The sequence below is a fragment of the Trinickia sp. genome, from assembly GCF_057351765.1.
The window spans coordinates 173380-194308 of sequence record NZ_JBMRBK010000020.1 but is presented as its reverse complement, the minus strand read 5'-3'; the positions used below and the strand labels follow the sequence as shown (position 1 = coordinate 194308).

The following is a 20929-nucleotide window of genomic DNA, read 5'->3' as shown; positions in this document are numbered from 1 at the left end:
ACTTTCTTGCGGATCGCATCGATTCGGCCGCAGCTCACTGCTTCTCACTGCTTGCCGAGTTCGTCGCCCATTTCCTTGGCGCGCGCGTCTGCGGCGAGTACGCCCTTGACGATCGCAGCCTTGACGCCTTGCGCCTCGAACGAGGCGAGGGCCGCAGCCGTCGTGCCGCCTTTCGACGTAACGCGCTCGCGCAGCACGCCGGCGGGCTCGTCCGATTGCACCGCGAGCTGTGCCGCGCCCGCGAACGTCGCGAGCGCGAGCGCGCGGCCTTCTTCGTCGCCGAGCCCCAATTGGCGCGCGGCCTCTTGCAAAGCCTCGATGAAATAGAAGACGTAGGCGGGACCGCTGCCCGAGATGGCCGTGACCGCATCGATTTTCGCTTCGTCGTCAAACCAGACCGTGTTGCCGACCGCACCCAGCACATCGGACGCGAGCGAGCGCCCCGCGGCATCGACGCCCGGCAGCGCGACGAGGCCGGTGACGCCCATGCCGATCAATGCCGGCGTATTGGGCATCGCACGTACGATGCGCGTGTAGCCGTCGAGCCAACGCGCGATGTCGGACCCGCGAATCCCGGCTGCGATGCTGACGACGAGCTGCGTCGCCAACTGGGGCGCCAAGGCGGCCGCGACGCTTTTCATCACTTGCGGTTTGACGGCGAGCACGATGGCGTCATAGTCGCGCAATGCGGTGTCGGCTGTCGCGCCGGTCTTGACGCCGAACTGCGCGTGAATGCGCGCGCGCGCGTCTTCGTTGGGGTCGATGGCATAGAGGTCCGAGGCTGCGGTGCCCCGTTTGACGAGGCCGCCGATCAATGCCGCGGCCATGTTGCCGCCGCCGATGAATGCGATTTTCATGGTGGATGGTTCGTGCTGAAGGAGAAGTCAGTGAGCGTAGTCGCGGGCACCGAAGACGGCCGTGCCGATCCGCACGAGCGTCGCGCCTTCGAGCACGGCCGCTTCGAGATCGGCCGACATACCCATCGAGAGCGTATCGAGTGCGAGACCTTCCGCGCGTAGATCGTCGAACAGCGCGCGCAGGACGCGGTGCGGCACGCGTTGCGCATCGGGATCGGCCGCCGGTTCGGGAATCGACATCAGGCCGCGTAGCGTCAGCCGCGGTAACGCGGCGATCTCATGCGCGAGTGCCGGTGCGTCGGCGGCCGATACGCCGCTTTTCGATGCTTCGCCGCTCACGTTGACTTGCAGGCAGACGTTGAGTGCAGGCAGCGTGTCGGGGCGCTGCTCGGAAAGCCGTTGCGCGATCTTGAGACGGTCGACTGAATGGACCCAGTCGAAATGCTCGGCGACGGGGCGCGTCTTGTTCGATTGCAGCGGGCCGATGAAATGCCATTCAAGATCGGCGCGCAGCTCGGCGAGCGCCTCGATTTTGCCGATGGCCTCCTGCACGTAGTTCTCGCCGAACGCGCGTTGGCCTGCTGCAAATGCGGTGCGCACGTCCTGGGCAGAAAACGTCTTCGAAACGGCTAGCAGCCGGACCGATGCGCTGTCGCGGCCGGCCGCTTGTGCGGCTTGCACGATGCGGCGATGGACGGCGTCGAGATTGCGGGCGATGTCGGACATGGCGATGCGAAGCGAAAAGCGGTGGGCAGCGACTGGGGGATTATACGGCGCGCCTGCCAGCCGACCGCCTCAGGCTCACCAGACCGCCTGACTCGTGATCGCAAACTGCTTCGATGTCGTATCGGCCGCCAGCGCTCCCGCACCCGACGCACCGTACGCCGTCCGTTCGATATGATCGACGAGCGGCAACCCGACGTCTTCGAGCCAATCCGAAAGCCCCAACTCGCGAGGCGTGTCGATGCGCAGGAACATCCCCGCGTTGGACGCGAGCCAATGACTGATGAGGGCTTTGGCCCGGCACGAATCCGTCGACTCGGGCGCGACCACGGGCCCGATGACATGCCCATCGCCGAAGCGCCGAAACAACGCAAACCCGATCAGCTCTCCGTCCCGATCGAGCGCGATCCCGCTCGCGATATCGAGCAGCGCAGGCAACAGCTCCCGTCGATCGAGTCCGCTGGCACGCGAAGCGAGTTCGACGAGCCGGGGTGTGTCGTTGGCGCCGACCGGTCTCAACCGTTCGCCGGGCGGCAGCGACACGAGCGGAGGATGAAACGCCGCCCCTTGGTGCTGATGGATTCGCCCCAGCCGCCGAAAGCCGAGCTGCTCGACGAGCGGCAAAGCGGCGTCGCTTGCGTGGAGCAACAGCGTGCGCGGCTCCAGCGCGTGCATCCAATGCGTGATCATCGCGCGGCCGATGCCGTGGCGCTCATGATCGGGCGCCACGATCAGCATCCCGATCGTGGCCGCAGCGCCGCCGAACTGCCAGGCGAATGCCGAACCGACCAGCGTTCCGGCTTCATCGACCGCCACGATCCCCTTGCCGGTGTGCGCGGCGAACCGCCAGTCCTCCGGGCGGTGACGCCAGCGTACCGACCGGGACAACGCGTGACCGGCGCTGAGATCGTCGTCCGCAAACTCGCGCAGACTGATGCCGCTATTGGGGATTCGATCGAGCACGTCGGCCTCCTGTTCTGTGTGCGCATACATCGGATATTCACTGTCACAGTGTGCCCCACGGCTGACTAGGACGATCTTCCTGTCGTCGCCTCATTGCAGTGTCGAAATGTGATGCACTGCAAAACGCACCGTACGACGCTCGATAACGCATCGAATCTGCTGATGGCGAGATTTTGTCGGCGAAATATGCGGTGGCGCTCGCACTACGATGTGTGTCATCGAAACCGTTCGAAGACTTCATATCATGGATCAGTTCGAGCCTTCCTCCGTCGCCATACGCAGCGGTCACTTCATTGGCGGCGAGTGGATCGATCAGCGCACCGCTCAAAGGGACGTTGTGCGCCCTTCCGATGGCGCCGCATATGCCTCGGTACCGATCGCGGATGCCCAGACCGTGGATCGCGCCGTCGACAATGCGTCGCGCGCGTATCGCGAGAGCGGCTGGCCGCGCATGGCGCCGCGCGAGCGCGCACGCGTGCTGCGCCGCTTCGCCGAGCTGATTGCGGCAGACGCCGGCACACTTGCGCCGCTCGAGGCGATCGGCTCCACACGGCCCATCCGGGAGGCCTACACGTGGGATGTCCCGTTCACCTCCGAAGGCATCCGTTTTTATGCCGAGTTCGCCGATAAGGTGGGGGGTGAACTCGTGGCCACCGACCACGATCATCTGGGCATGACGATCGCCGAACCGTATGGTGTCGTGGCGGCCATCGCGCCGTGGAATTTCCCGCTCGTGATGGCATCCTGGAAGATCGGGCCGGCGCTCGCGGCGGGCAATGCGGTCGTCGTCAAGCCCTCCGAGATGACGCCTTTCTCGGTGCTGCGTCTGGCCGAACTCGCCATCGAGGCCGGCATACCGGCGGGCATATTCAACGTCGTGCAAGGCGACGGCGCGACGACGGGCGATGCGCTCGTGCGGCATCCGGGCATCGCCAAGGTCACGTTCACGGGGTCTACCCGCGCGGGTGCCCAGATCATGGCGGCCTGCGCCGAGTCCGGCACGAAGCCGCTCACGCTGGAGCTTGGCGGCAAGAGCCCCCAGTTGGTTTTCGCCGACGCGCCGAAGATCGACGAAGTCGCGCACCGAATCGCGCGGGCCATTTCGAGCAATGCGGGGCAGGTCTGCGTGGCGGGTTCACGTCTGCTCGTCCAGCGCGCCGTGGCCGAGGAACTGGTGGAGCGCATCGGCCAGGCATTCGCGGCGCTGCGTGCCGGCGCAACGTGGGCCGCGGGCACGACGCTGCCACCGATCGTTTCGGAGGCGCAAGCCGCGCGCATCGAGGCCATCGTCGAGCGCAGCGCAGCGCAAGGCGCCGTCGTGCGATGCGGCGGCCGGCGCGCGGATGCGGCCGTGCCCGGCGCGTTCTACCTGCCGACGATCCTCACCGATGTCACACCGCAAACGGAAGCCGTGCGCGCGGAAATCTTCGGCCCGGTGCTCACCGTGCAGACGTTCGAGACGGAAGAGGAGGCGCTCGCGCTCGCCTCGCATCCCGACTACGGGCTGGCGGCCGGCGTTCACACGGCGGATATCGGCCGCGCGTTGCGCCTCGTGCGCGCACTGGAGGCGGGCACGGTGTGGGTCAACCGTTACGGCCGTACGAACGACTTCGCGATGCCGACGGGCGGATACAAGCGCTCGGGTATCGGCAAGGATCTTGGCCGGCTCGGCTACGAAGCCCACCTTCGTTTCAAGAGTGTCCTCATCGATACCCGGAGCTGACGATGCCGCCGTAAATCCGCACGAATCGGCGCGCAGCCACCCCAGCATGATCTGCTGTCGCAGCGGTCCCGAACGAGTGATTTGTATCGTCGAGCCGCCCCTAATCGACGACACGGCTTATTTTGGACTGCTTTAATTTTCGTATAGACGCTTTCTATCTGTCTTTCGCCACTGAGCCCAAAACGGGTTCATTAGACAAACAAAAGGATTGTCATCATGATCGACTTCGAGCCTAAGTACATCACCTTCGACTGCTACGGCACCCTGACGAAATTCCGCATGGCGGATATGGCACGCGAGATGTATGGTGATCGTCTGAAGGGCGCGGAACTGGAAAAGTTCGTCGCGTTCTTCGCCGCCTATCGCCTCGACGAAGTGCTCGGCGCGTGGAAACCCTATCGCGACGTCGTCGTCAACTCGGTGCGCCGCACGTGTGAGCGTATGAGGGTTGAATTCAACGAAGCCGAAGCGGAAAAGTTCTATCTCGCCGTGCCGACCTGGGGCCCGCATCCGGATGTACCGGAAGGCCTCTCGCGCCTTGCGAAAAAATACAAGCTCGTGATTTTGTCGAACGCCTCGGACGATCAGATTCAGAGCAACGTCGACAAGCTCGGCGCGCCGTTCCATCGGGTCTTCACCGCGCAGCAGGCGCAGTCGTACAAGCCGCGCATGCGGGGCTTCGAATACATGTTCGACCAACTGGACTGCAACCCGCAGGACGTGCTGCACGTTTCGTCGAGCCTGCGCTACGACCTGATGACGGCGCACGATCTCGGCATCAAGCACAAGGCGTTCATCAATCGCGGCCATGAGCCGGGCACGCCGTACTACGAGTACACCGAGGTCAAGACGATCGGCGAACTCGCGGCGCAGCTTGGCCTGTGAGCGATCACTGGTCGCGCTCGCGTTCTTTCACCCGGCTTAGCCCCGAGGTTGCACGATGAAGCTCGATTCCTACTGGCTCGATACCGCGCCTGCGGGTGTCTATGCAAGCGAGGGGCCGGCGCAGGGAAGTTTCGACGTCGCGGTCATCGGCGGCGGCTTCACCGGGCTTTCCGCGGCGCTCGCGTTCGGTCGTCGCGGCGCGAGCGTCGCGGTGCTCGATGCGGGGCGCATGGGAGGCGGTGCATCGGGGCGCAACGGCGGTCAATGCAACACGGGCGTGGCGCAGGATTACGCCGCACTGCGCCAGCAACTGGGCGTGGAGCGTGCGCAGGGCTGCTACCGCGCTTATGCGGCGGCCGTCGATACGGTGGAGCGGCTGATTCGCGAGGAGCGGATCGAGTGCGATTACCTGGCTTCGGGCAAGCTGAAGCTCGCATCGAAGCCGCATCATCTCGAACACTTGCAGCGCACGGCCGAGCTGATTCATCGCGAGGTCGATCCCGACGTCGAGATCATCGGCCGCGACCGGATTCGCAGCGAAGTCGATTCGGACAGCTTCTTCGGCGGCCTTCTGCAAAAACGCGGCGGGCAGATGCATATGGGCAAGTTCGCCGTCGGGCTCGCGAATGCGGCGGCACGCCATGGCGCGCAGCTCTTCGAGCATGCGGCCGTGACGTCGATCGAGAAGGATGGCACCGGATATCGCGTGGAATCGTCGCGGGGCACCCTGCGGGCCCAGCAGGTGCTGATCGCGACGGGCCCGTCGCGGCACGGTCCTTTTTCGTGGTACCGGCGGCGGCTGGCACCGGTCGGCTCGTTCATCGTCGTGACGGAGCCGCTGCCCGAAGCGGCGCTCGCGCGCCTCTTCCCGAAGAGGCGGTCATACACGACGAGCCGCCTCATGCACAACTATTTTCGGGTGACCTCCGACTCGCGCCTGCTCTTCGGCGGCCGGGCACGCTTCACGGCATCGGAGCAGCCATCCGACGAGAAGAGCGGCCGCATTTTGCGCGCGAATCTCACGCAGCTCTTTCCGAGCCTCGCAGGGGCGCGGATCGACTACTGCTGGGGCGGACTCGTCGATATCACGGCCGACCGTCTGCCGCGTGCCGGACAGCATGGCGGCATATGGTTTTCGATGGGCTACAGCGGACACGGCACGCAGATGTCGACGCATATGGGACAGGTGATGGCCGAGGTGATGAGCGGTAATCCGGCCGCCAATCCGTGGCGCGATTTCGACTGGCCCGCGATTCCCGGGCATACGGGCAAGCCTTGGTTTTTGCCGCTCGTCGGCGCGTACTACCAGATCAAAGACGTTTTTTATTGACGCTGTATCGAGCAATTGACCAAAACGGCCGTTCCCCCACAAGACCACCTCACGCGGAGAGATTCATGAGCATCGATAAATCGCCCGAAGACGTAGCCGGCAGCGGCGTACGACTGGAAGAACTGACACGGCGCGGCGCCGCGCGGCGCGACATTCTGCGCGCGATGATGGCGAGCGGCATGATGTCGATGACGGGCGCGGGGCTGCTCGCCATGAGCGGCCAGGCCCTCGCACAGGGCAAGCCGAAGCAGGGCGGCAAGATTCGCGTGGCGACGCAATCGTCGTCCGCCACCGATACGCTCGATCCGGCCAAGGGAGCGGTTTCGACCGATTATGTGCGGGCCAACATGCTGTACAACGGCCTGACCGAGTACGACTCGCATCTCGGCGCACAGATGGCGCTTGCGCAATCGATCGATACGAAAGATGCCACGGTCTGGGTCATCAAGCTGCGCAACGGCGTGCAGTTCCACGACGGCAAGGCGCTCGCGCCCGCCGATGTCGTCTGGTCGCTGACACGTCACAAGGACCCGGCTACCGCTTCGAAGGCGAAGACGCTCGCCGACCAGTTCAAGGACGTCAAGGCGACGGGGCCGAACGAGGTGACGATCACGTTGCAAGGGGCGAACGCCGACCTGCCCGTGATCCTCGCCGATTCGCATTTCATGATCGTCAAGGATGGGACGAGCGACTTCAAGACGGCCGTGGGCACGGGCCCGTTCAAGCTCAAGGATTTCTCGCCCGGCGTACGTACGGTCGTGGTGCGCAACGAGCACTACTGGAAGCCTGGCCTCCCGCATCTCGACGAGATCGAGCTCGTGGGTATCGGCGACGAGCCGGCGCGCGTGAACGCGCTGCTGTCGGGCGACGTGCAGCTCATCAATCAGGTCGATCCGCGCTCGGCCGCGCGCATCAAGGGGACGTCGGGTTTCGCCGTGCAGGAGACGAAAACGGGCGGCTACACGGACCTCATCATGCGTGACGAAGGCGGTATCACGGGCAATGCCGATTTCCGCCGCGGCTTGATGTACCTGCTCGATCGCGAACAGATTCGCAATACGGTGCTGCTCGGCTATGGCTCGATCGGCAACGATCAACCGATCGATCCGACCAACAAGTACTACTTCGCGGGGTTGCCGCAGCGGACGTTCGATCCGCAAAAGGCGAAGTTCTATTTCCAAAAGGCAAAGCTCGGCAACGCGCCGGTGCAGGTCTACGCCTCGCCGGCCGCGGATGGCTCCGTCGAAATGGCCATGCTGTTGCAACAAGTCGCGCCGCAGGCCGGCCTGAATCTGAAAGTGGTGCGTACGCCTTCGGATGGCTACTGGTCGAATCACTGGATGAAGCATCCGCTGACGTTCGGCAACATCAACGCGCGTCCGAGCGCCGATGTGATCTTCACGCAGTTCTTCAAGTCGGACGCTCCGTGGAACGAGGCCAACTGGAAGAACCCGCAGTTCGACCAGATGCTGGTCGCGGCCCGCGGCGAGCCGGACGAGGCCAAGCGCAAGAAGATTTACGGCGATATGCAGGTGCTCGTGCATGACGATGGCGGTGTCGGCATTCCGATGTTCCTGAGCTCGATCGATGCGCATTCGACGAAGCTCAAGGGGCTCGGCTCGATTCCGATTGCCGGCCTGATGGGCTTCAAGTTTGCCGAGAACGTATGGCTGGATACCTGATCCACCTGCGCGGCACCGCGCGCGGCTCGAAACGGCAGCAGGTTTCGGCACCGCGCGCGGCGGCCGCGCAACTCTTAACCGGAGATGTCGTCCGATGAAAGTTCACGCGCAACGACTCATTGCGGCTCGGCTCGGTCTCGCGCTGATCACGTTGCTGATCGTATCGGCCATCGTGTTCGGCCTGACCGGGCTCTTGCCCGGCGACGCGGCCCAGCAGGCGCTCGGTCAAGCGGCGACGCCCGAGCAGGTGGCCGCCTTGCGTCATCAATTCGGCCTCGATCAGCCCGCGCTGCAGCGCTACTTCGAGTGGCTCGCGCACGTCGTGACGGGCAACTTCGGCACGTCGCTCTCCAACAGCATGCCCGTGAGTCAACTCATTGCGACGCGCTTGCCCAACTCGCTCATGCTCGCCGGATTGACCACGCTGGTGTCGGTTCCCGTCGCGCTCTTGATCGGCATTCTGTCCGCCATGTTTCGCGGCTCGCTGCTCGATCGCACGCTCAACGTGTTGACGTTGTCGACGGTCGCCGTTCCCGAGTTTCTGATCGCGACGATAGCCGTGCTGATCTTCGCGGTGAAGCTGCGCTGGCTGCCCGCGCTGTCGTATCTGTCGGAGGTGACGTCGTTCGGTGCGCTCGTGCGCATCTATGCGATGCCCGTGACGACGCTGTGCTGCGTCATCGTCGCGCAGATGGCCCGCATGACGCGCGCGGCGGTGCTCGACCAGTTGAACGCACCGTATGTCGAGATGGCGAGATTGAAGGGCGCGTCCCCCGCACGCATCGTTTTGCGTCATGTCCTCCCGAACACGATCGGACCGATTGCCAATGCCATCGCGTTGAGTTTGTCGTATCTGTTCGGCGGTGTCGTGATCGTCGAGTCGATCTTCAACTATCCGGGGCTCGCGAGCCTGATGGTGGATGCCGTGACGAACCGCGATATGCCGCTCGTGCAAGGCTGCGTCATGGTGTTCTGCTCCGCCTATCTCGTGCTCGTGCTGATCGCCGATATGTGTCAAATCATCTCCAACCCGAGGCTGCGTCAACGATGAACCGACCCGCCACATCCCACGGCACCACCGTGCTGTACTCGGCGCCCGGCGAAGAGGCGAAGCCTTGCGCCGATGCGCTCCAGGACGTGCCCATCGAAGCATTGGCCGTCAAGCGCAGCGTTTTTCGCCGTTTGGCGAGCCGCTTCTCGGTGCTCGGCCTGATCGGGCTGACGATCATCGTGTTCTGGCTCGGCGTGGCGTTCATCGGGCCGCTCGTCGCACCGTACAAGGGCGGCGCGGTCACGTCGACGGAAATCTTCGGCGCATGCAGCGCCGCGCATCTGCTCGGCACCGATTACCTCGGCCGCGACATGCTGAGCCGCGTGCTCTACGGCACGCAATATACCGTGGGGCTCGCGCTCGCATCGGCCGTGCTCGCCAGCTGTATCGGCACGTTCATCGGCCTCGTCGCGGCTGTGTCGGGCAGATGGGTCGACGAAATCTTGAGCCGTCTGTTCGACGCACTGATTTCGATTCCCAGCAAGGTGCTCGCCCTCGTCATCATCGCCGCGTTCGGTTCGTCGGTGCCGATGCTGATCATGGTCGCCGCGCTCGCCTATATTCCCGGCGCGTTCCGCATCTCGCGCTCATTGGCGGTCAACCTGATGACGCTCGAATACGTGCAGGTCGCCAGGGCGCGCGGCGAGCGGCTGCTCTATATCGCCCGCGTCGAGGTACTGCCCAACATGATCCATCCGATGCTCGCGGATTTCGGCCTGCGTTTCGTGTTCATCGTGCTGCTGTTGAGCGGTCTGAGCTTCCTCGGCCTCGGCGTGCAGCCGCCCGATGCCGACTGGGGGTCGCTCGTGCGCGAGAACATCGGCGGTCTGTCGGAAGGCGCACCCGCCGTGCTGATGCCGGCGGTCGCGATCGCGACGCTGACGGTCGGGGTGAACCTGCTGATCGACAGCTTGCGGCGCCACGGCGCGCGCGCTAACGGAGGTGGCCGATGAGCATGATCGAGGTGAGGGGGCTGCGCGTCGTTGCGGGCATCGCGCCCGAGACGGTCGTCGAGATCGTGAAGGGCGTCGATTTCACCGTCGAAAAGGGCGAAGTGCTGGCGCTCATCGGCGAGTCGGGCTCCGGCAAGACGACGATTGCACTGTCGCTGCTCGGCCATGCGCGCGGCGGGTGTTCGATCGCTGGTGGCTCGGTGAGGATCGGCGGCGTCGACGTGCTGTCGCTCGACGAGAAAGGGCGGCGCGCGTTGCGTGCACGCGCGGTCGCTTATGTCGCACAAAGCGCGTCGGCGGGGTTCAATCCAGCCCGCACGATCATGGATCAGGTGATCGAGCCGGCGCTGCTGCATAAGCTGATGACACCGGCCGCGGCTCGCGCGAAGGCCATCGAACTGTTCCGCTCGCTCGCATTGCCTGGGCCGGAGACGATCGGTTCGCGCTATCCGCACCAGGTATCGGGTGGACAACTGCAGCGCCTGATGGCGGCCATGGCGTTGATCACGGACCCGGCCGTCGTCGTCTTCGACGAGCCGACGACCGCGCTCGACGTCACGACGCAAATCGAGGTGCTTGCCGCGTTCAAGAAGGTCATCCGCGAACTGGGCACGACGGCCGTCTATGTCTCGCACGATCTGGCCGTCGTGGCGCAGATGGCGGACCGCATCGTCGTCCTCAACGGCGGTAAAGTGCGCGAAAACGGCGTGACGGCCCAAGTGCTCGATGCGCCGGCCGACGAATACACGCGCCAGTTGCTGGCCGCCACGCGCCATCCCGACCCCGACCCCGTCGTAGCCGCGCCGGAAGCGAGCGTGCCGTTGCTCGAAATTCGCCATTTGAGCGCGGGCTACGGGCGCGTCGGTTCGAACGGACTGCCCGCGGTGCGGGTGCTCGACGACGTGAGCCTGAAGATCGCACGCGGCAGCGCGCTCGGTGTCATCGGAGAATCGGGTTCGGGCAAGACCACGCTCGCGCGCGTGGTTGCCGGGCTCGTGGACCGCGCAAGCGGCGACGTGCTGCTGGACGGCAAATCGTTGCCCGCGAAGCTGTCCGAGCGCACGCTCGAGCAGTATCGGCGCGTGCAGATCGTGTTCCAGAACGCCGATACGGCGCTGAACCCGAGCCGCACCGTGGCCGATATCCTTGCGCGGCCGATGTGCTTTTATCACGGGCTGCGCGGCGCGGCGGCGACCAAGCGCATGCTCGAACTGCTCGACCTCGTGAAGCTGCCGGCCTCGGTGGCGAAACGCCAGCCCGGCGGCCTGTCGGGCGGACAAAAGCAGCGCGTGAACCTGGCCCGTGCGCTCGCCGCCGATCCGGAACTGATCCTCTGCGACGAAGTGACATCGGCACTCGACACGGTGGTCGGTGCGGCGATCCTCGAGCTGCTCGGCGAATTGCGGCGCGAGCTCGGCGTCTCGTACATGTTCATCAGCCACGACATCTCGACGGTGCGAGCGATCTGCGACGAAGTGGTCGTGCTCTATGCTGGCCAGTGCGTCGAAGCGGGCCAGCGCGACGCGTTGAGCGCACCCCCTTATCACCCTTACACGGGTTTGCTCGTCGACTCGGTGCCCGCGCTGCGTCCGGGCTGGCTCGATACGCGCCGCGCCATGACGTCAGGCGCGCTGCCCGCCATGGGGGCGCCCAGCGATTCGGGCCAGCTTTGCAGTTTCCGTTCGCGCTGTACGGCCCGTATCGACGGGAAGTGCAACGTCACACCGCCTTCGATGACGAAGCTTCCCTCGGGCGTCGAAATCCGATGCCACCATTCGGCGGCGGATCTGGTCCGCATGCAGACAGCCGAAGCAGTGACGCCATGAGTTCGCGCTTCGTGAGGGTCGCCGAAACCGGACGCAAGACGTTCGATCTGATCGTGGACGGTGTTCCCACGAAGGCGGCCGAGGGCGACACGCTGATGGTTGCCTTGCTTACGACGCACGACACATTGCGCGATTCCGAGTTCGGCGATGGACGCCGCGCCGGTTTCTGCCTGATGGGCGCATGCCAGGACTGCTGGGTCTGGACAGCGGAGGGCGAGCGCCTACGCGCCTGTACGACCCCGGCCGCGCCGGGCATGTCGATCGTCACGCGCGCGGCGCTCGTTGGGGAAGGCGTATGGCCGCGCCCCCGGATGTGAAAGCGATGAAGGTCGTCGTGGTCGGTGCGGGTCCCGCGGGCGTACGCGCAGCACAAGCGCTCGTCGAAGCCGGATTGCGCCCCGTCGTAATCGATGAGGGCCGCAAGGACGGTGGCCAGATCTATCGACGGCAGCCCGACGGGTTTTCCCGCTCGTACGAGACGCTCTATGGCACCGAAGCGGCGAGGGCGGCCGCGCTGCACAGCGACTTCCAGGCGATGCGCGCATCCATCGACTATCGCCCCGACACGCTGGTCTGGAACATCGAGGCGAAGGCGGTCCATGTCGTCAGCGGCACGCGCTACGAGGAGATCGCGTTCGACGCGTTGATCGTTTGCAGCGGCGCGACGGACAGGTTGATGCCCGTACCCGGGTGGCATTTCGCGGGGACCTTCAGCCTGGGCGGCGCGCAGGTCGCGTTGAAATCGCAAGGCTGCGCGATCGGTGCGCGCACGGTGATGATGGGTACCGGGCCATTGCTGTACCTGGTGGCCGCGCAATATGTGAAAGCCGGCGCGACGGTGAGCGCCGTACTGGATACGTCGACTTTTGCGCAGCGCCTGCGCGCGTTGCCGCAACTGCTCGCAATCCCTTCGACGCTGCGCAAGGGCATGGCGCTCATGCGCGTGCTGAAGAAGGCGGGCGTTCGCGTTCATCGCGGCGTCACGCCCGTGGAAATCGACGGTTCGCCCGAGCATGGCGTGGCGGGCGTGCGCGTGAAGCTCGCCGACGCAACGAACCTCGAAGTGCCCTGCGACGCGGTCGCGCTTGGCTATCACTTGCGCTCGGAAACGCAGCTTGCCGACCTTGCGGGCTGCGACTTCGATTTCGACGATGCGACGCAGACGTGGCTGCCGCGCATCGACGAGGATGGCCGCAGCAGCATCGCCGGCGTCTATCTCGCCGGCGACGGCGTGCGTGTTCGCGGCGCGGACGCCGCCGAACGCGCGGGCCGGCTCGCCGCGTTGGCGGCCCTGAGCGACGCCGGAATCCAGCGCGAAGGTGCCGCGCGCCTGCGCGCCGAACTCGGACGTTTCACGCGCTTCGCAGCCGGCTTACGCAGCGCCTTTCCGTGGCCCGCGCGTTTCGCGGCCGCGCTGCCCGACGAGACGATCGTCTGCCGTTGCGAGGCGATCACGGCCGGTGAGTTGCGCCGCGTCGTGCGCGAGATGGGCGCGACGGAAGCGAACCGCGCGAAGGCGTTCTCCCGCGTCGGCATGGGGCGTTGTCAAGGCCGCTTTTGCGCGCACGCGGGCGCCGAAGTCATCGCTGCCGAAGCGCATGTTCCGCTCGAAGCGGTGGGGCGGCTGCGCGCTCAGGCGCCGGTCAAGCCGTTGCCGATGGCGATTGCGCCGGCGTGCCACGCTGAAAGGACCCTGGAACACGCGGGTCGATGCACGCAGGAGTTCAGCGAATGAGCAACCGAGCCGACGTGATCGTCATCGGCGGCGGAATCGTCGGGACGTCGGCGGCGTTCTTTTTGCGCCGCAGGCGTCGCTCGGTGACGTTGCTCGAACGTGGGCTCACGGGCCAGCAGGCGAGCGGCGTGAATTTCGGCGGGATCCGTCGCCAGGGCCGGGTGCTTGCGCAACTGCCGATGGCCAATCGCGCGCTCGAAACGTGGCGACGCTCGCGGGAATTGCTCGGCGACGACGTCGAATTCCTCCCGTCGGGGCATACGCGCGTTTGCTACCACGCGCACGACGCCGAGTATTTTCATCGCTATGCGTTGGAGGCGCGTGCATACGGTCTCGATCTCGAGGTGCTCGAAGGCGCGGCGATGTTCCGGCGGTTCCCGTATTTGAGCAGGGAGGTGCTGGCCGCCTCCATTTCGCCGCTCGATGGGCATGCGAATCCCCGTCTTGCCGCGCCCGCATTCGCGCGGGCGGCGGCCCGGCTCGGCGCGAGCATCGTCGAGAACACGGAGATCGTGCGTGTCGACAAAGAAGCGGGTGGTTTTCGCGTGGAGAGCGCCCGTGGCGATATCTACCGCTCGCAGCAGCTTTTGATTTGTGCCGGCGCATGGGCGAACGCACTGTCGACGCAATTCGGCGAGCCCGTTCCGCTTGTGGTGCGCGGTCCGCAGATGGCGGTCACGGAGCCGGTGCCTTACGTCTTCGGCTCGTCGATGGGCGTCTATACGTCGATCAAGGAAGAGAGCGTCTATTTCCGGCAGATTCCGCGCGGCAACATCATATTGGGCGGCGGTCCGCCGGGGCCGGCCGACGTGGCGACGCGCCGTGCCGGCGTGCTGCCGATCAACACGGTCCGCCAGCTCGCACAGTTTCGACGGCTCGTTCCCGCCATGACACCGCTGAACGTCATTCGCGTCTGGAGCGGTGTCGAGAGCTACCTGCCCGATGCGGAGCCGATCATCGGCGCCAGTTCCACGACAGACGGTCTTTTCTATGGATTTGGCTTCAGCGGATCCGGTTTTCAGATCGGTCCCGGCGTGGGAGAGACGCTGGCGGAACTGCTCGACACCGGCCGCACCGAGATCGCGCTCGAACCGTTTTCCGTTGCTCGCTTCGCGCGCAGGGCATCCGATGCGCCGCTGGCGAGCGCCGACGTCTTTTCGCCGAGCGAGGCCTGATCATGCAGATCGTCGATGCACCCGACAGCGCACTTCGCGATGTGCTGGACTACATGGAAGCGAATTTCGACAAGTCCGTGCGCCTCGCCGAATTGGCCGAAATGTCGGCGCTCAGCGTTTCTCGCTTCGCAACCGTGTTTCGCCAGCGGATCGGACTGTCACCGTACAAGTACCTGTGCCGGGTGCGCGTGCGACGCGCGCAATCGCTGTTGCTCGCGGGCGTGCCGGGCGCCGTGGTGGCCGCGGAAGTCGGGTTTTTCGATCAGAGCCACTTGGCGCGCCATTTCAAACGCTTTTGCGGCGTCACGCCCACCGAATTCCTGCAGCAGGCGAGGGCGCGCGACGCTCTCGCGACGGGCAGCACGCGCTTTGCCTGATGCGCCGACAGGCGGACCGCAGCCGCCTGTGGACACACCGTTGATCATGCGTCACGAACTTACGCGGCAGCACGGCTACCCAGTTCACTCGATGCCTTGAGCGCGGCTCGCACCTCGGATTGCGCGAGGACATCGTCGAGCGTCTTTCCGAGGCGCTCGAACATCAGATCGAATTCGCTTTCCGTGTAGGACAACGCGGGTGCGAACCCCAGGACGCCGTCGCCGAACGCACGGAAAACGAGGCCATTCGCGTACGCGGCCGTGGCGATGCGCTCGGGCAGCGTGAGCGATGGATCGAAGCGCTGTTTGGTCGTTTTATCCGCGACGAGTTCGAGCGCGCCGAGCAAGCCGCGATGCCGTGCGTCGCCGACGAGCGGATGCGCGAGCAGCGCGTCGAGTCCCTGCGCGAAGCGGGGGCCGCGCGCGATGCCGTTGGCGAGCAATCCGCCTTCATGATAAAGACGCAGCACTTCGAGCCCGATCGCGGCGCTCACGGGGTGTGCCGAATAGGTATGACCATGGCCGATCGCCGCCGTGGGGTCGCCGTCGGCAATGCCTTGATAGACGGCATCCGACATCAGCACGGCGCCCATCGGCGCGTAGCCCGCCGTGAGCCCCTTCGCCACGGTCATGAGGTCAGGCTCGACTTGTTCGGCCTCGCAGGCGAAGAGCGGTCCGGTGCGGCCGAAACCCGTGATGACTTCGTCGGCGACGAACAGAATGTCCAGTTTGCGGCACGCTTCGCGCATCGCTCGCAGCCAGCCGGCGGGTGGCACGATCACGCCGCCCGAACCCTGGATCGGTTCGCAGAAGAACGCGGCGACATGCTGTGCGCCGAGTTCGGCGACTTTGGCCTCGAGCGCGGCCACCGAGGCAGCGATGATGGCGGCATCGTCGGCGTGTTCGCTACGGTACGGATACGGCGACGGGATATGGTGCTGCGTCGCAAGCGGCAGATCGAAGTGGCGATGGAAAACGGGTAGTGCGGTCAGCCCGGCACCGATCGCCGACGAGCCGTGATAGCCGCGCTCGAGCGCGATGACGTGCTTTTTCGTGGGGCGCCCGGTGGCGTTGTAGTAGTGCGTAATGAAGCGCAGCGCCGAATCGACGGCATCCGACCCTCCAAGTGTGAAGTACACATGCTGCAACGACGCGGGCGACAATTCGACGAGTTTCGCGGCAAGCTCGATGGCCGGCTCCGAGCCGAAATGGAAGTACCCCGTGGCATAGGGCAGTCGCGCCATTTGCCGGGCGGCCACCTCGACGATGCTTTGATGCCCATAGCCGGTGTTGACGCACCACAGACCGGAGAACGCATCGAGCAGTTCATGGCCGTTTGCGTCGCGCAGAAAGACGCCCTGCGCGGACTCGAGTACGGTCACGCCGCGCGCTTCATGCGCGCGATAGCTGACGACGGGGTGGATCAGGTGTTTGCGATCGGCTTCGACGAGCGAGGAATTCGACATGATTCGGTATCCGGTAGCGTGGAGCGGTTGGTGATTCCATGCTACCGGGCAACGACCCTCGGCCGATTCGCCAAATAAATCGCGAAATAGTGCGATCGTGGCGTTTCGGGGCCGTGCCGCAGCATATTCTGCTGGACCGGATCGGTCATGTTCGAGGCGCCGCGCCCGCCGCGCCGTCTTACGCAGCCAGCATATGCTCGACGAGTTCGATCCAATGCGCGACGGGTACCGATGTGCCGCTTTGCAGATGCGTGATGCACCCGATGTTCGCCGATACGATCATTTGGGGCTCGAGTACCCGGAGGGTGTCGATCTTGCGATCGCGCAACGTATAAGCGAGCGACGGCTGAGTGATCGAATAAGTGCCTGCCGAGCCGCAACATAGATGACTGTCGGCGGGCACGCGCACTTCCAGGCCGAGCGACGTCAGCAGCCGTTCGACCACGCCCCGGATTTGCTGCCCGTGCTGCAGCGTGCAAGGCGGATGGAACGCAACGGTATGCACGCCGCGGCGGCGCGCGAGCGCCGTGAGTTCCGGTTCGAAGACCTGCAGCCATTGCGCGATGTCGCACGCGAGTTCGGCGACTCGGCGCGCCTTGTCCGCGTAGACCGGATCGTCGCGCAGCAAGTGCCCGTACTCCTTGATCGTCGCGCCGCAGCCCGAGGCATCGATGACGATCGCCTCGATACCCGTTTCGATATACGGCCACCATGCGTCGATGTTGCGGCGCATATCGTCCAGTGCTTCCTCGCGGTAGCTCAGATGCAAGCGAATCGCGCCGCAGCAGCCGGCCTCCGGCGCCACGATCGCCTCGACGCCGAGCGCATCGAGTACGCGCGCGGCCGCAATGTTGATGTTCGGCAACATCGCCGGCTGAACACACCCGGCGAGCAGCAGCACCTTGCGTTCGTGCGGCACCGCCCGTTTGGCGGGCCACTGAAGCAGACGCTGGCGCGGCGGCACCTTGTCGCGCAGCTTGCGCGGCAGAAACGGCCGCACGTGCTGGCCGAGCCGCATGAGCGGCGTGAATACGGCGGTGTTGGGCAAGAGACTCGCCAGCAGCCGCCGTATCAACCGCTGGCGAAGCGGGCGCGGCACGGTCGCATCCACATGTGGCCGGCCGATTTCCACGAGCCGCCCGTACTGCACCCCCGAAGGGCAGGTCGTCTCGCAGCTGCGGCAGGTCAGGCAGCGGTCCAGATGCAGCTGCGTACTGCGCGTGACGGGCGCGCCCTCGAACATCTGCTTCATCAGATAGATGCGGCCGCGGGGGCCGTCGAGTTCGTCGCCCAGCAGTTGGTACGTCGGGCAGGTGGCCGTGCAAAAGCCGCAATGAACGCATTTGCGCAGAATCGCATCGGCCTCTTCGCCGTCCGGCGTATTGCGAATGAAGTCCGCCAGTTGTGTCTGCATCGCGTCGCTCAGTCGATCGGGGTCTTGGGATGGCTCAGAAGTCCGCGTAGAGGCGGCCGCGATTGAAGATGCGTGCCGGATCGAAGGCGGCTTTCAGGCCTCGATGGATCCTCATGATCGGCGCCGGCAGTGGCGTGAAGACCCCGGCGCTGCGATCGAACTCGCGGCCTGCGCGAAAAATGGTGGCGTGACCGCCGGCCTGCTTGGCGCTGATACGTACCGTTTGCGCATCGGTATCCGTTATCCACCAACGCTGAGAGCCACCCCACTCCATCAGCTGCGCGCCCGGCAGCTGCAGCGGTTCGGTGACGGACGGCAACGCGAGCCGCCAGAGCGCCGAGCGCGGCGGAATCGTCGCGAAGAACGGATCGGTCTGCTCGCGCAAGCCGGCCCAGAAGCGCTCGGCTTCGACGGCATCCACGACTTCCCCGCCGATCGTATTGCGGGCTGTCTTCACGCCGTTCTCGGCGCCCGAGAGGCGTACCGCGAGCGTGCCGTTGCGCCAGGCGCTCGCCGTGATCGGCAACGGGCGGCCGCACCACTCGTTGAGCTTGCGTACCGCATCGGTGCCGTTCATGTCGAACTTGAGCGTCGTTTCGGCCACCGGCAACGGCAGGACTTTGATCGACACATCGAGCATCAGGCCGAGCGTGCCGAGCGAGCCCGCCATCAGTCTCGAGACATCGTACCCCGCAACGTTCTTGACCACTTGACCGCCGAAACGCAGCGTTTCGCCGCGGCCGTCCATCATCGTGACGCCGAGTACGAAGTCGCGCGGCGCACCGGCCGAGCTGCGGCGCGGACCCGCGATACCCGCCGCGATGCAGCCGCCCAGCGTGGCCGAGCGGCCGAAGTGGGGCGGCTCGAACGCGAGCATCTGGTTGTGTTCGGCGAGCGCCGCTTCGACCTCCGTCAACGGCGTGCCGCAGCGCGCCGTCATGACGAGCTCCGCAGGGTCGTACGAAACGATGCCGCGATACGCGCGGGTGTCGAGAATCTCGCCGTTGAGCGCCTGGCCGTACCAGTCTTTCGTGCCCGAGCCGCGGATGCGCAAGGGGCGCTCTTCAGCCGTGGCTGCGCGGATACGCTCGGCCCAGTAGCCGAGGATCTCGTCGTCTTGCATGGCTTCCCGCTTTATGGTGTCGTTCATCCGGTTGCCGCTTTTGCCTCAGGGCTTCATTCTACCGGCCGACCCGGGGCAGGCAAGCCACGGGTTTATACGCGTGGCGGTGCGCCGCGGCGAGGGCTAAAAGCGCGGCAGCTCCGGATGAGGCAAAAGGCCGCCGCGCACATGCATCTTTCCGTACTCGGCGCAGCGCGCGCGCGTCGGAATGCCCTTGGTCGGGTTCAGCAGCCCGTCCGGATCGAACGCGCGCTTGACTGCGAAGAACGCATCGCATTCGGCCGGCGAAAACTGGACGCACATCGAATTGATTTTTTCGATGCCTACGCCGTGTTCGCCCGTCACGGTGCCGCCCAGCTCCACGCAGGCCTCGAGAATCTCGGCGCCGAACGCCTCCGCGCGATGCAGTTGGTCGGGATCGTTGCCGTCGAACAGAATGAGCGGATGCATGTTGCCGTCCCCGGCGTGAAAGACATTGATGCAGCGCAGACCGTAAGTGCTTTCCATCTTCTCGATGCGCGCGAGCAGCGGTCCGATGCTGCGGCGCGGCACCGTGCCGTCCATGCAGTAGTAATCGGGCGCAAGCCTGCCCGCGGCCGGAAAGGCGTTCTTGCGGCCGGACCAGAATTTGAGGCGCTCGGCCTCGGTGCGGGAGATCTGCAACCGGGTGGCGCCGTGTTCGCGCAGCACGGCGGTCACTCGTGCGATTTCTTCGGCGACTTCCTCGGGCGTGCCGTCCGACTCGCAAAGCAGGATGGCCGCGGCATCGCGATCGTAGCCGGCGCCGACGAACGCCTCCACCGCGCACGTCGCGGGATTGTCCATCATCTCGAGCCCGGCCGGAATGATCCCCGCCGCGATGATGGCCGCCACCGCGTTGCCGCCTTTGACGACATCGTCGAAGCTCGCCATGACGACTTGCGCCGTCGGCGGCTTCGGGATCAGCTTGACGGTCACTTCCGTGACGATCGCGAACATGCCTTCGCTGCCGATCATGACGGCAAGCAGATCGAGCCCGGGCGTATCGGGCGCGAGCGAACCGAATTCGACGATCTCGCCTTCCAGCGTGACGGCGCGCACGCGCAAGACGTTATGCACGGTCAGTCCGTACTTCAGACAATGCACGCCGCCCGAGTTTTCCGACACGTTGCCGCCGATCGTGCAGGCGATCTGGGAAGACGGATCGGGCGCGTAGTAAAGCCCATAGGGCGCGGCCGCTTCGGAGACGGCGAGGTTGCGCACGCCGGGCTGGACGGTGGCGGTGCGCGCATACGAGTCGACATCGATGATTCTCGTGAAGCGCGCGAGCGAAACGACGATGCCGTTCGAGATCGGCGTGGCGCCGCCCGACAGTCCGGTGCCCGCGCCGCGCGGTACGATCGGCACGCCAAGGCGCTTGCATATCTGCACGATACGCAGCACCTGCGCCTCGGTTTCCGGCAGAGCTACCGCGAGCGGCAGTTGCCGATAGGCGCTGAGCCCGTCGCATTCATATGGGGCGGTCTCTTCATCACGATAAAGCAGACAGCGCGCGGGCAGCGTGGCCATCAGCGCCTGGACCACTTCGCGCTGGCGCTCTTCGCGCAGCGCCGCTGACATCGCCGGATCGGTTTGGGCTGCGGTTGCCATCGGTTTCCTCGCCTGTC

General features: G+C 65.4%; 18 protein-coding genes. 11 read left to right on the top strand and 7 right to left on the bottom strand.

Annotated elements, in window-relative coordinates:
* Positions 1-44: 44 nt before the first annotated feature.
* The 3 genes from proC to ACO1XS_RS04265 all read right to left on the bottom strand — a co-directional run bounded on the left by proC (position 45) and on the right by ACO1XS_RS04265 (position 2573).
* The gene (gene proC, locus ACO1XS_RS04275; protein WP_331567986.1) at positions 45-857 is read right to left on the bottom strand and encodes a pyrroline-5-carboxylate reductase; all 813 of its coding nucleotides are present in this window, start codon (positions 855-857) and stop codon (positions 45-47) included.
* Between the two features lie 27 nt (positions 858-884).
* Positions 885-1583 (bottom strand): YggS family pyridoxal phosphate-dependent enzyme, encoded by a 699-nt coding sequence (locus tag ACO1XS_RS04270; RefSeq protein ID WP_331567985.1) that lies wholly within the window; start codon positions 1581-1583, stop codon positions 885-887.
* 75 nt (positions 1584-1658) lie between these two features.
* Positions 1659-2573 carry a GNAT family N-acetyltransferase gene (locus ACO1XS_RS04265; RefSeq protein ID WP_414720181.1) on the bottom strand — a complete coding sequence of 305 codons (915 nt, stop codon included), beginning with the start codon at positions 2571-2573 and terminating at the stop codon, positions 1659-1661.
* 214 nt (positions 2574-2787) lie between these two features.
* On the opposite strand from ACO1XS_RS04265, the gene ACO1XS_RS04260 reads away from it, so the two are divergent.
* The 11 genes from ACO1XS_RS04260 (at position 2788) to ACO1XS_RS04210 (ending at position 15280) form a co-directional block, all read left to right on the top strand.
* Positions 2788-4266, top strand: a complete 1479-nt coding sequence (locus tag ACO1XS_RS04260) for an aldehyde dehydrogenase family protein (protein WP_331567983.1) — start codon at positions 2788-2790, stop codon at positions 4264-4266.
* 216 nt (positions 4267-4482) lie between these two features.
* Positions 4483-5151 carry a haloacid dehalogenase type II gene (locus tag ACO1XS_RS04255; protein WP_331567982.1) on the top strand — a complete coding sequence of 223 codons (669 nt, stop codon included), beginning with the start codon at positions 4483-4485 and terminating at the stop codon, positions 5149-5151.
* 55 nt (positions 5152-5206) lie between these two features.
* Entirely contained in the window at positions 5207-6481 is a 1275-nt protein-coding gene (locus ACO1XS_RS04250) for an NAD(P)/FAD-dependent oxidoreductase (RefSeq protein WP_486390077.1), read from the top strand.
* A gap of 65 nt (positions 6482-6546) precedes the next feature.
* Positions 6547-8163, top strand: coding sequence for an ABC transporter substrate-binding protein (locus tag ACO1XS_RS04245; protein WP_331567980.1), 1617 nt, complete (start codon positions 6547-6549; stop codon positions 8161-8163).
* A 94-nt stretch (positions 8164-8257) separates the two neighbouring features.
* A complete protein-coding gene (locus tag ACO1XS_RS04240; RefSeq protein WP_331567979.1) occupies positions 8258-9214 on the top strand; it encodes an ABC transporter permease in 957 nt (318 codons plus the stop codon).
* A complete protein-coding gene (locus tag ACO1XS_RS04235) occupies positions 9211-10167 on the top strand; it encodes an ABC transporter permease (RefSeq protein WP_486390076.1) in 957 nt (318 codons plus the stop codon). The genes ACO1XS_RS04240 and ACO1XS_RS04235 overlap by 4 nt, the downstream gene beginning before the upstream one ends.
* Positions 10164-11993, top strand: a complete 1830-nt coding sequence (locus tag ACO1XS_RS04230) for an ABC transporter ATP-binding protein (protein WP_486390075.1) — start codon at positions 10164-10166, stop codon at positions 11991-11993. Before ACO1XS_RS04235 ends, ACO1XS_RS04230 begins: the two co-directional genes overlap by 4 nt.
* On the top strand, positions 11990-12310 hold the full coding sequence (locus tag ACO1XS_RS04225; RefSeq protein ID WP_486390074.1) for a (2Fe-2S)-binding protein: 321 nt from the start codon (positions 11990-11992) through the stop codon (positions 12308-12310). The genes ACO1XS_RS04230 and ACO1XS_RS04225 overlap by 4 nt, the downstream gene beginning before the upstream one ends.
* Positions 12289-13728 carry an FAD/NAD(P)-dependent oxidoreductase gene (locus tag ACO1XS_RS04220; protein ID WP_486390073.1) on the top strand — a complete coding sequence of 480 codons (1440 nt, stop codon included), beginning with the start codon at positions 12289-12291 and terminating at the stop codon, positions 13726-13728. Before ACO1XS_RS04225 ends, ACO1XS_RS04220 begins: the two co-directional genes overlap by 22 nt.
* The gene (locus ACO1XS_RS04215) at positions 13725-14903 is read left to right on the top strand and encodes an NAD(P)/FAD-dependent oxidoreductase (protein ID WP_331567974.1); all 1179 of its coding nucleotides are present in this window, start codon (positions 13725-13727) and stop codon (positions 14901-14903) included. Before ACO1XS_RS04220 ends, ACO1XS_RS04215 begins: the two co-directional genes overlap by 4 nt.
* Positions 14904-14905: 2 nt before the next feature.
* Positions 14906-15280: a helix-turn-helix domain-containing protein gene (locus ACO1XS_RS04210; protein WP_486390072.1), complete on the top strand. Its 375-nt coding sequence runs from the start codon at positions 14906-14908 to the stop codon at positions 15278-15280.
* 59 nt (positions 15281-15339) lie between these two features.
* Here ACO1XS_RS04210 and ACO1XS_RS04205 read toward each other — a convergent pair whose 3' ends face one another.
* The 4 genes from ACO1XS_RS04205 to ACO1XS_RS04190 all read right to left on the bottom strand — a co-directional run bounded on the left by ACO1XS_RS04205 (position 15340) and on the right by ACO1XS_RS04190 (position 20912).
* Entirely contained in the window at positions 15340-16746 is a 1407-nt protein-coding gene (locus ACO1XS_RS04205; protein WP_331567972.1) for an aspartate aminotransferase family protein, read from the bottom strand.
* Positions 16747-16924: 178 nt separating this feature from the next.
* A complete protein-coding gene (glcF, locus tag ACO1XS_RS04200; protein ID WP_486390071.1) occupies positions 16925-18160 on the bottom strand; it encodes a glycolate oxidase subunit GlcF in 1236 nt (411 codons plus the stop codon).
* 34 nt (positions 18161-18194) lie between these two features.
* Positions 18195-19283 (bottom strand): glycolate oxidase subunit GlcE, encoded by a 1089-nt coding sequence (glcE, locus tag ACO1XS_RS04195; protein ID WP_331568002.1) that lies wholly within the window; start codon positions 19281-19283, stop codon positions 18195-18197.
* A 123-nt stretch (positions 19284-19406) separates the two neighbouring features.
* Positions 19407-20912, bottom strand: a complete 1506-nt coding sequence (locus ACO1XS_RS04190; RefSeq protein WP_331567970.1) for an FAD-linked oxidase C-terminal domain-containing protein — start codon at positions 20910-20912, stop codon at positions 19407-19409.
* Between the last annotated feature and the right edge of the window lie 17 nt (positions 20913-20929).